The following is an 11,003-nucleotide window of genomic DNA, read 5'->3' as shown; positions in this document are numbered from 1 at the left end:
TTTGGAAACCGAGACGTTTAGTCTTCGGTTCCCGAGAGAAAATATAGGACGCAAAAGAAAAATATAAAGGGGTAAACAATGGATATTTATGACGGCCCAAATTTAGTCGGCAGATACGAAAACGGAATGTGCTATCCGGTCAATCCCGGTCGGATCTCTCCCGAGCCAAGTCAACCGACAAGATTGCCGGTGCCGCGCAATATCATGCCGCGCCAACCCTTAACTCTGGCCGACTTTAACCCTTTTGCCCTTTTTATCGGCTGCGTCCATGAAACCGGGTCATCGGCCTGCCAGAGCCTTAGCGATGGGATCGGCAGTTTTTCCATGAACATTCCCGACGGTATCAACCAGTACAGCATTCCCGCCGGAACACCGATCGAATTTACGGTCGCGGTTACCAACTCCGAATGCGTCGATCCATCCAAGATCAGCATCACGCTGGAAACCGGAAAGGGGAACTTCCCACTGACGTACGCTAACGGTCAATTCTCAACCACTCAAAACGCCGACCGCGCCTGGGGAAAGCCGGTCAAGATCGTCGTGCGGGACAGCGAGGGAAAGGTCCTTTCCTCGCAAAGCTTCAACGATTTTGCGATCAACGCGCCCGGCACGACCGGCACCTCCGGCAACTATCAGGCCGGGATCAACACCAACTATGAAGTCAGCGGACAATACGCCCGCCGGCCGGTCACTCTCTCTCCAAACTGGCTAAGCCAGATCCCCGAAGGAACATTGAATTACACCTGGGAGGTCAAAGACCCTGACGGTAATCCGGTTGACTTGACGACCAGCGGCAACAACGCCACCTTCACGCCGATGCGTGAAGGAACTTATTCCGCATCCTTGACCATTACCGGTGATAAGCTCGAAAAGCCTCTCTCGGTCCAAAAGAGCGATATTATCGTCTATCCTTTCCCCGCCCCGACCCTTAAGATCGACGGCAATCTTTATCCCAAGGGAGAGACCACGCAAAGCTATCTTCCGGTTCTGATACCTAGCGAATACCGCCCTGAATTTGGCCCGGAAGACGAAGCGGCCACCTGCTCTTTCCGCCTCTATCACTTTTTCAATGGGGCCCCGGTCGAAGATAAAACTGCCGACCAGCCCTGCCTGGCAAGCGGCCAGCCCAACCCTTTTAATTTTTCTTTCCCGGAGGTCGCGACCAACACCAACTACTACCTGGAAGTCAAAGCGGTCGGCGGGGACAACGCCTATGAAATCGCAAGGACTGAAACCATTTCCGTGGCGCCGTCTGGCACCACCACCACGGTCACCGGTGATTTTACGGTCGCCACCCCATACTCGGAACGCCTGGCCCACCGGCCGATCGTCCTGAACGCCCAGGTGATCGCAGGCGCCGCCAGCTACCGCTGGGAGATCGTCGCCAAAGACAACGTCGCTTATCCAACCCCTATCCTCATGGAAGAAGGGGCTTCGCCCACCGTCACCCATACCTTTGATGAATCTGGAAAATACGCTATCCGCCTGACCGTCCTCGACGCCAATCAAGAGGTCATGGCGACCGTCACCAAAGAAGGGGCCGAAGCGCTGGAGATCTATCCTTTTCCCGCTCCACCGGTCTCTATCAACTTAAACAACAACAATGGGATTTCTGTCGGCCAACCGATCAACGTCGCCGCCCTGATCGGCCGCGACTGGCCGGAAGATAACACCGCCCAGGTCGACTGGGTCGTCAGCCAGGATGTTCCCGATCCGGCCAATCCCGGCCAGACGACGAATATTCCTCTTTATTCCATGTCCGGGAAAAATGTCACCCCTGTCTTTGACAGCTCCGGCACTTTCCGGCTTGATATGACCGTCACCGGGGCCAATGGAGCGTACACGGTGACAAAAACCCAGTTCGTCGACGTTTACGCCCCCTACACCGGCGCGCCGCAGGTCCTGATCTCCAGCAACCTTGATTACTCATACAACCAGGGAGAGACCGCGACCAACATATCAGGCTGGACCGACTCGACCGACCCTGACGCGAAATATCGCTGGACCATCACCAGGCCGGACCTGACCACTCAAACGGTCAACAGTAAAGACATCCCTTCGTTCAGCTTCAGCCAGACCGGTGAATACGCCTTTAAACTGGAAGTTCTCGACGGCAACAACATTGTCATCGGGTCAGCTTCCCGGTCTGTCAATGTTTACCCGGGCGGAGCCGCGACCCCGGAGGCCTCGATCTCCGGCAACCTTAAATATTCTTATCACCAGGGGGAATCGGCGGCCAACATCACCGGTTATTCCACCGACAACGACCCGAACAACCAGTACGAGTGGACAGTCGTCTCCCCTGATCCAAACGACCCGTCACAATTTATTACCACTCCTTATTCCGGGCAAACGATCGCGTCGGTTAATTTCCCGGTGACCGGAGAATATATTTTCACCTTCACCGTCAAAGACGCCCAGGGGAACATCAAAACAACCGCCGCCAGAAAAGTTAACGTCTACGAAAATACCGTTCCCCTGCCGCAAGCCAGCATTGTCGGGCCGTTCTCCGGTAAAATGGGAGAAGCTGTCCCATTTACCGCCGGCATCATTGATGGAACACAATACACCTACACCTGGGATTTTGGCGACGGCACCTTTGGGACCGGCCCCACTCCTCCTCCCCACGCCTTTGCCAAAGAAGGGACTTATACCGTCAAGCTGATCATGGGCAGGATCGATGATCCAAGCGTTAAGGACGAAGTCACCCAAAAGATCACTATCGTCAAGCAGTCGGTCAATCCGCCGGCAATCGGCGTGACCATCCCTTACGCCGCCGAAGAAGACACCCCGGCCCCGATGAGCATCACCCTCCCCAACCCGCAAACTGATTGGGAGGTTTCCTGGGAGTTTGCCGACGGCAAACCGGCAGGAACTGGGGCCGACACTATGCATCAGTTCGATAACCCTGGCAAATACCAGGTTGTCGCCAAGGTCAAGAGCACCGTTGATGGCTCCGAATATTTTGTTCCCTTCATTATTACTATTGTGCCGCACGGCGCGCCTGTGCCGAACCTGGTAATCAACCCGGGATCTGGACCAGCGCCTCTCAATGTCGTTGCCGACGCCGGCAACAGCTACACCAACGCCGCCGGCGCCAGCCTTGTCAACTACGCCTTTAATTGGGGAGATGGTTCTCCAGTAGAAAGCGGAAGCGCCTCCAGCCTGCCACACACCTTTGCCTGCGGCGGCACCCAGGCCTGTACTTATACCGTAAAGGTCACCATCGAGGACAATTTCGGCAACAAGTCAGACCTGACCACGGTCGTCTCAACCTGGCCAATTTAACTTATGGAAGTGAAATTTTTTCTGTTAACTAACGATAATATTAAAGCGAGGAGAAAAGATGCAAAATAGACCGATCGTCAGAATAGACCATAACCAACCGGCCGGAAGGCCGCTGACCGCTCCGCGGCAGTTATTCCGACGCATCTATCCGGGAGAAGAGAGACGTTCGCTCTTGTCGCTTACCAGCCTTGAACAATTCGGTCGAAGAGCTTTTATTCAGGTCACCGACCGGGCGGCTGACGCGCTTTTCCCCAACACCTCTTCGCTTGGCGAACCGGCGATCGCCGGCACCCCGCAAAACCGGGACCTTTTAAATATCCCCGCGGTCTTCATGGCCAGCAACAGCGACTCGACAACTCGCGTTGCCGGGCAGGCCCTTAAACAAACTATCCCTTCCATTAGCAACGAATTGGACAAAAAAATGACCGTTTTCATTAAACGCCACGACTCATTCTGGCGCAGCAACCTTATGCTTGGCCTTGGGGCCGCCGCCAGCACCGCCGCCGGTCTTTTTGCTTCATCCTCCCTGGCGGTCAGCGCCGCTTTTTCTTTTCTCCCCATCACTCTGCCGTTTTGGATCCCAGCCATGATCGTCGGAGCAGGAACCATGATCACGGTCGGAGTCATACAGATGATAGGCGACTCCAGAGCCAGATCAACGGTCAGGGAGCTCGCCAAGCTCGCGGTCGGAAGAGAAGAGAGCCTGGCCCGCCACCTTGTCGGCCTAAAGAACGCCAAGAAAGTTGATTACCTTTTAATTCGGCTCCCTAAAGAGCTCAGCGAAAAGGTCAGACAGGAAATGGCCCATTTGAATGGTAAAAAATTAAATGAGGCCAAGAATGACCTGCCGAACAACAATAACGGCGGGATCATTGACATGCCGACGCTGGTCGCCCAGCTCGAAAAAAAGCTTGCCCATGACAGAAAACAAGCTCTGATCGAAATGATCAAGAGCCACCCGGAACGGCATCTTCTGCCTTCATTATTTGAGGCTTCCAAAGATAAATTCGTTATCCTGGAAAACCTTGGACCGGTCATTTACGATTTGATCCTGGACCTTGATCTTAACGCTTTACCCGGAACCCCCCTGGATAAACTCCGCCTGGCCTGGCCGGCCTATCGTCTCCTCGCTTCACTGCAGGCCAGCCCCGCGGCTTACAACACTTACGCCCGCCAGGGGGAAATAGCCCCAAGAACAGAGGCCCTGAAAGTGATGCTCATCTTGCTTTCGACCGATCTCGGGCTGACGATCACCGCGGTCGACCCGAACCGTCCGGAAAATCAATACACGCAAAAATATTATCTCTTGCCCGCCCTCCCCAACCAGGACCCGGACAACATCGGGACCAACGCCAGCGGCCGTTTTGTCGCCGCCGGCGGGATGGGAGAGGTTTACCTTGGCTGGGATTTTGGGACAAATCAACAAGTTGCGGTCAAGTCACTGCTGGCTACCGCATCGACCAACGACCCGGAAGCGGCAAACCGCTTCAAGCAAGAATACGTCAACCAAAAAAAGGTCTGCGACGAAACCGCCGAGCCGCTCCGTTCCAGCTACGTCGCTATGCACCACTACGCGGTTACTGCCGCTAACCAGCCGGCCATGGTCATGGAATACCTGGACCCGACCAACTGGGTCACCCTGTCCAGCGACATTTTTTCGCCGACGTCAGACTTTTCCAAACCGAACATCCTGTTACGGATCGGCCTCCTTCTGGCCCGCTCCTTGAAGAATCTTCATGAGAATTTCCATATGGCCCATCGCGACATCAAACCGGGGAATGTTTTTTATAACATCCATAACGGGCAGATCAAAGTGGGTGATTTTGGCCTGGCTAAAACCCAGGACGGCACCGATCTCACCCAGGCCGGCATGCTGGTCGGGACCCCTTCTTACGGCTACCCCGGCTACCTTAAAGCCCCAGAAGTGTGGGAAAACAAGGTCCAAAACGATATTTTCGGCATTTGCGCCACCCTTTACCAGCTCGCTTCCGGTTCCCAGCCGGTTTGGGAATTCTCCGGCCAGGACGGCAACCCCTTCCTGGAAAAAGGAAAGTTCGCGCACGCACTCCTGATCAGCAAGGAAGGGAGATTGCTCCAGGAGTTCAAAGGAGTGATCCGGCGGGTCGCCACGATCAACAATAAAGATGTAGTTAAAGAATTACCGGTTGAAGGAACTGTTTCCACCGTATTGTTCCCGATCCTGGAGATCGGGGTTTGCCAGAACAGAATCTCCCACACGGCGTTCGATTCAATGGCCGAGCTTGAACAGGCGTTCGTAGTTAAACTAAAAGATCAGGAGCGCTTGGATGACAGCGAGCTTAGCATTATCAGCATCCAAGAGAACCTCTCCGCGATCGAGGTTAAAACCGCCCCGGCAATTCGCAAGGTCAAACCAAGCGATCCGCCGACCAGCCAAAGGCTTTCAGGGGAGGAACCGACCCATATCGACAGCTTGACCAATCCGTTGCTTTCCCAGACCCCGACCATCGGACAGCTTACCCAATCGGTCAATACCGGCGATAAAGCCAGCCGGCTCAAGCTGTTGAGGAATATCGAGCAATACGTCGACGATCCGACCGTTGCCGGCCAACTGGTAACCGTGCTTCAACGCCTGATCAAGGCCGAACAGGACGCGGAGCTCAAAGCGGCCGCCCGTTCCGCGATCACCTACCTGATCAATTTTATTCAGGACGACCTTGACGATGAAAACGGAGGTTCGGCATGAACGTGATCGCTCGTATAACCACTTCGCATCCTTCCTACACTCGCTTTTCAAAAATAGAAAGGACCTATCTGTCGCTTGTCACCAACAAAAGCGGCAAGGTTGACCTGTCGGTCAGGATCGAGAACGCGCAAAAACTCCTTGCCGCCGTCCAGAAAGGGATCGTCTGCAACGAGCAGGCGATATTGACCGGATTAACGCCGCTGACTTCGCATCAGCAGCTTGGCGCGCTGACCACGCAAATCTTAGAACTGCTCAAGCCGGAACAGGCCCAGGCGTCAACTGCACCGCCAATCATTACTCCCCCGCTGGTCGTTACTCCGGCATCTGTACAACAAGCCCCGACTGAAGAAGAGCCGCCAACCGTCAGGCTGCCGATCACGCCGCCAGCTCCGTCCCAGATCCCTACTCTCCCGCCAGCGGCAAGACCGGCCCCAGCGGCCAAGCAGCCCAGCCTGTCTTTGAAGGCGTTCAAATGGCTCGGTTACGTGGTTTTTAGCCCGGTTCTCTTACCTTATTTAATATTAAGAGCTATTATTAGAAGGCTAACCACGCCTAATGCGCCGACATACGCCTCCACCACCAAAGGAGCTGCGTATACTTCTCTACACATCGGCTTGGGTCTAGGGGGCTTTTGTTCGGTCAACGGCCGGGCGAATAATGAAGACGCCGCGGCGATCGACGGACTTTACTTGCGGGTATTTGACGGCATGGGGGGACACAACGGAGGAGAAGTTGCCGCGGATATTGCCGTTCACAAGACCAGACAGGCTTACTTAAGCAGAACGCAAAACAGATCTCTCAACGCGGCCGAAGCCCTGTTCTTTGCCGACGAAGCGATCAAGTTTCGGGCGCAAACCCAGCCGGCAAACGCGGAGCCCTTGAGCGGCATGGGAGCAGCCGCGGCCACAATATTTATTGAAGGAAAGAATGCCCAGGTCGCCTGGGCCGGCGACGCCAGACTATACATCCTGCGCGGCGGAGAGCTTTTGCTGCGGACCGTTGACAATCACAAACACACTCTCCAGTGGGGCGCCCAGAATGGTAAAGTTAAAGAATTGGTCGACTTAAATGGAGCGACCGCCTATCCATTTGATCAGGCCGAAACAGCCGATTACCATGAATTTACCATGACAGCGCAGGGGGAAATCCTGAATCCATTGGGTCATTTAAATGGCCCGGAAAATGTCAGCCGCTCAAATATAGAACTAAAACCGGGGGACACCTTATTGCTGTCGACCGACGGGTTGCACGGTTTTATCTCTTTTGACGTCCTGCGAAACCTGCTGATCAACAACGCTCATCTCCCGGCAGCCCGCCGGGCGCAGTTACTTGCCGAAGTTGCTTTGGAGCATATGAGAGAGGCGGGGAAAGAAGGGGACAATACTACCGTAATTATCGCCGACCTGGTCACCGACAAAAAAGGGGACCTTGCCTTTCGGTCCACTCCAGCCAAAGCCGCCCTCCAGGTGGTTTTGCCCGGCGAACAGAACCCGACCAGGATCGCCAGCGACAGTATCACCTATCACGCGGAAAACACGAGGCCGCTGCGTTCGGTTGAATTGGCCGAGCCAAAAATCATCAATAACATCGGCTACCAAAAGGGGACGGTCTTATATTTTTCTCCTGAAGGAAAGCTGATTAGCGCTAATTTATCGGCCCCGCAAAACCTTGGCGGCCCGCAATTTTTGGCCGGGGACAGGGTCTGGTTCAATGAACAAGGCGAATTACAAAGCGCCCGCCTCGGCAGTGAACGAACTATTCATTCTATTAATTTTAATGCCGGCACCTATCTCTTTTATGAGAATGATTCATTGATCGGCGCCGAGCTTTACGGCGAACAGAAGATCTTTGGCCTTTTCCACCCGCACCGGACCAAATTGAACTTTGCCGGCAACAGAACCACGGTCAGGTTGAAGCTTGCCAACGGCAACACCAGGAATATCAACGGCATTGATTATTCGGCCAACAGCCGGCTGGTTTACGACTCAACAACCGAGCGCTTAGTCGAAGCCAGATTCTTTGGCTCCTTAACCCTCCCCCATCTTGCCGAACCGGTTACCAACGGCAGCTGGCTGGTTTTCTCGGCTACCGGCGAGATCGGCAGCATCGAGCTCGGCGCCCATCTGAATATTTACGGGACCGATTACCCGCCCGGCTCAAAGGTCATTCTTGACAACCTATCCCAACAGGTTTCCAGTATTATTATCGGCGCTGATATGGGAGAGACCAAGGCGGGAGCCCAACTCTGGTTTAGCGACAGAGGCGAAACCATTGCCACCAAATATAATCAGGAAATAACTATTTTTGATGTTAAATTTTTATCCGGAGCGATCCTCAAGACCCCCGGCGACAAAGAGATCATTGTCCCTTCAGCCGACCTGCCGATCGGCGACTTTTTGATCGGCTCAGGATTGGAGCTTGAGATCAACGAAGACGATCGGTCCTTTATTTTAACCGTTCCGTCTGATCCAACAAAGCTCGTTGACGCTAGTAACGCCTTCGCCAATCTGCCGGCCGATTCCCGGATCGAAATAAGTTCATACGGAACCGTCATCTCAATCACTCCCGCTGGCGAATGGGAAGGGGTAGCCGCCGGCAATACCGTTTACCTGAAAAATGACGGCAACTGGGACGTGCTTGAGGTCAAAAACCAGCAAAAGATCGGCGACACGACCTGGCTGGCCGGATCGGTCCTCTTTTTTAACGGCGACAAGATCAGTTCCGCTAAGGCTAAAGCTGGCCAGGAGATCGACGGCTGGCGGATCAAGGCTGACCTCGAACTCAAGTTTGATAATGATGGCAATCCAATGATCCCGGTTTCTGTGTGCGAAAGGATCGCTGTATCACAACCAGCGCCTGCCCCAGCCATCCCAACGGCGCCAGCGGCCAGGTTTACCTTGGCGCCCACTTTTGATATTAACGACATCAAATCGGTTAGGAATTATCTTCGGGCACTAGGCGCTCTTGCTGACGTTGAAGGAGAACTAACCGACGAAGAAGAAACAATCGTTAAGCTGGAGAACGAGCGGCTTGAACAGATCAAGCAGCAGTACGTCTCCGATAGCTGGATCAATATGCAATGTATCGCCTCCAGGACCAAGATCCTGGAATTATTAATGGGATAAAGGAGAAATATGGCAACTTTAAAAATTGATCATCGTCTGATCGCCAGAATAAGGACTAATCTGCCAAGCGCCCGAGTTCGGGCTGACTTAAAACCAATTACCGAGCGGGTCATTAATCCGGTCCTGTCGGGGGCGATCACTGTTCCTGCTGATGTCAAAACTGAAATAGAATCTTTGCAAGCCCAACTTTTGCAGATAGTCCCGACTCTACCAAAAGGAGCTCCCATCGCCCCGATCGATATTGACGCTCTGGTCACACCTGTGCCTGCGCCTTTGCCTCAGCCTTTGCCTCAGCCTTTGCCTGCGCCTTTGCCTGTGCCTGTTCCCGCCCTTGCCCCGGCCGTTTCTCCCGCCCAGTCTACCGATCCAAACGCCGGCCGGATGTCAGTTTTCACCCAACAAGCGGCAATGCAGGCTATACAAGGCGCTGCCGCCGCGGCCGCGGCCAATCCTGCTCCCGCGCCTGTTCCCGCTCCTAATCCCGCCCGACAGCTGGGCGCCGCTCAAGCGGAAGTCGAACGGCTCAGCAATCAATTAGTCCGTTTGGAGCAAGAAAGCGCCGATATAATCCAGGCCAAGCAGAACGAACTGGTCAAAGAACAAGAACATGCCCACCGGCTGGAAACCAGTCTTGGCGGCGCGAGAGACAAAGCCCGTGAAATGGAAGCCGAACGGGACAAGGCAAAAGCGAGAGTAACCGCTCTGGAAAAAGAGCTTGTCGCTCTCCGAACCAGTCAACAAGCTGTATCAGACATCAACGATCAACTGTTGGCCGCTCAAGGCGAGCTCAACACTCTAAAGGCCCGTTACAAGACCCTGGAAACCGAGAAGAACAGATTGAATGCTGATCTTATTGAGCTCCGGGATTCTGCCGCCTTGACCCAGCAAGAGCAAGCCCGGCGGATCCAGGCAGCCGAGAAACAACTCCAAAAGTTGACCGAAGAAAAAACCGGCCTGCAAGAAGAATTAGCCCTGATCAATGCTTCAGCCAGCGACGCGCGATTTGCTTTAGAAGCGGAGCGAATCACTTTAACCGAATTAAAAAATACCAATAAAGCTCAGGGGGCGACGATCGCCGACTTAACTAAACAAATCGAGACACTACAGCAGGAACTGGCAAAAAAAGCCGAACCGGTTGTCTCTTCACCGATCCTTACCGGCACCCCGCTGGAAATGATCAGACAAGCGATCGCCCTGGCTCTTGACACCCTGGCCAGCCAGGCAGAGGCAATTAACGGATCGATCAGCGAGATCAACGCCGCGATCTCCGCGAAAGAAGGCGAGGCGGCCGATCTGGAGCTGCAAGTCACTGCCCGAAGAGCGCAAATGTCCCAGGCGAATCAACGCTATCAATCGAAGATCGACAATCTCGACTCTGAATATTCTGCCGCCGCCGACAACGACGAAGGGATTAAAATTGCCAGGCAAACAATTGCCAGGTTGACCACTGAGCTCGAAACAGCTATTGACCCGACTAAAAGAGAACAGATCAACAGCAAATTATTGTCCGCCAATAAATTCCTTGCCCAGTTGGAAACCGGCCTGCGCCGCGAACTTAGGCTCGGCAGCCGGGAACAGATCTCCGCGGAGATGCAGCGCGATCTAACCAGACGGAACCGCGAAATCGATTCACTCATCGCTAAAAAGACCAATGCGGTTCGGGAGCTCGACAGATCGCTGGCCGCCCGCGAACAGGCCCGTCTAAAGATCACCCCTCTCGTCGACCAACTCAACCAAATCCGTGGTATAATTAACACAGGCGAAAGCCGTGTTTCGAGCCTGCTAGACAGCTTGCCATTGATCGTGGACAGCACTGGTAATCCGCCAAACGATAATCAAGCCAACTCATAAATCAACTGAAATTT

Annotated in this window: 4 protein-coding genes; all 4 read left to right on the top strand. The window is 54.1% G+C overall.

The window, feature by feature from the left end; genetic code table 11:
- Nucleotides 1-78 precede the first annotated feature (78 nt).
- From KKF06_01715 to KKF06_01700, 4 genes are read left to right on the top strand one after another with little or no spacing between them, the layout of a single operon-like run.
- Nucleotides 79-3,288, top strand: a complete 3,210-nt coding sequence (locus tag KKF06_01715) for a PKD domain-containing protein (protein ID MBU1616484.1) — start codon at nucleotides 79-81, stop codon at nucleotides 3,286-3,288.
- 58 nt (nucleotides 3,289-3,346) lie between these two features.
- A complete protein-coding gene (locus tag KKF06_01710; protein ID MBU1616483.1) occupies nucleotides 3,347-6,013 on the top strand; it encodes a serine/threonine protein kinase in 2,667 nt (888 codons plus the stop codon).
- Nucleotides 6,010-9,138 carry a serine/threonine-protein phosphatase gene (locus KKF06_01705; protein MBU1616482.1) on the top strand — a complete coding sequence of 1,043 codons (3,129 nt, stop codon included), beginning with the start codon at nucleotides 6,010-6,012 and terminating at the stop codon, nucleotides 9,136-9,138. Before KKF06_01710 ends, KKF06_01705 begins: the two co-directional genes overlap by 4 nt.
- A 9-nt stretch (nucleotides 9,139-9,147) precedes the next feature.
- Entirely contained in the window at nucleotides 9,148-10,989 is a 1,842-nt protein-coding gene (locus KKF06_01700; GenBank protein MBU1616481.1) for a hypothetical protein, read from the top strand.
- The last annotated feature ends 14 nt before the right edge of the window (nucleotides 10,990-11,003 follow it).

Source organism: Candidatus Margulisiibacteriota bacterium, from assembly GCA_018822365.1.
Taxonomy (GTDB): domain Bacteria; phylum Margulisbacteria; class WOR-1; order O2-12-FULL-45-9; family XYB2-FULL-48-7; genus XYB2-FULL-45-9.
Note: the sequence above shows the minus strand (reverse complement) of the source record. Positions and strands in the feature narration are given on the sequence as shown.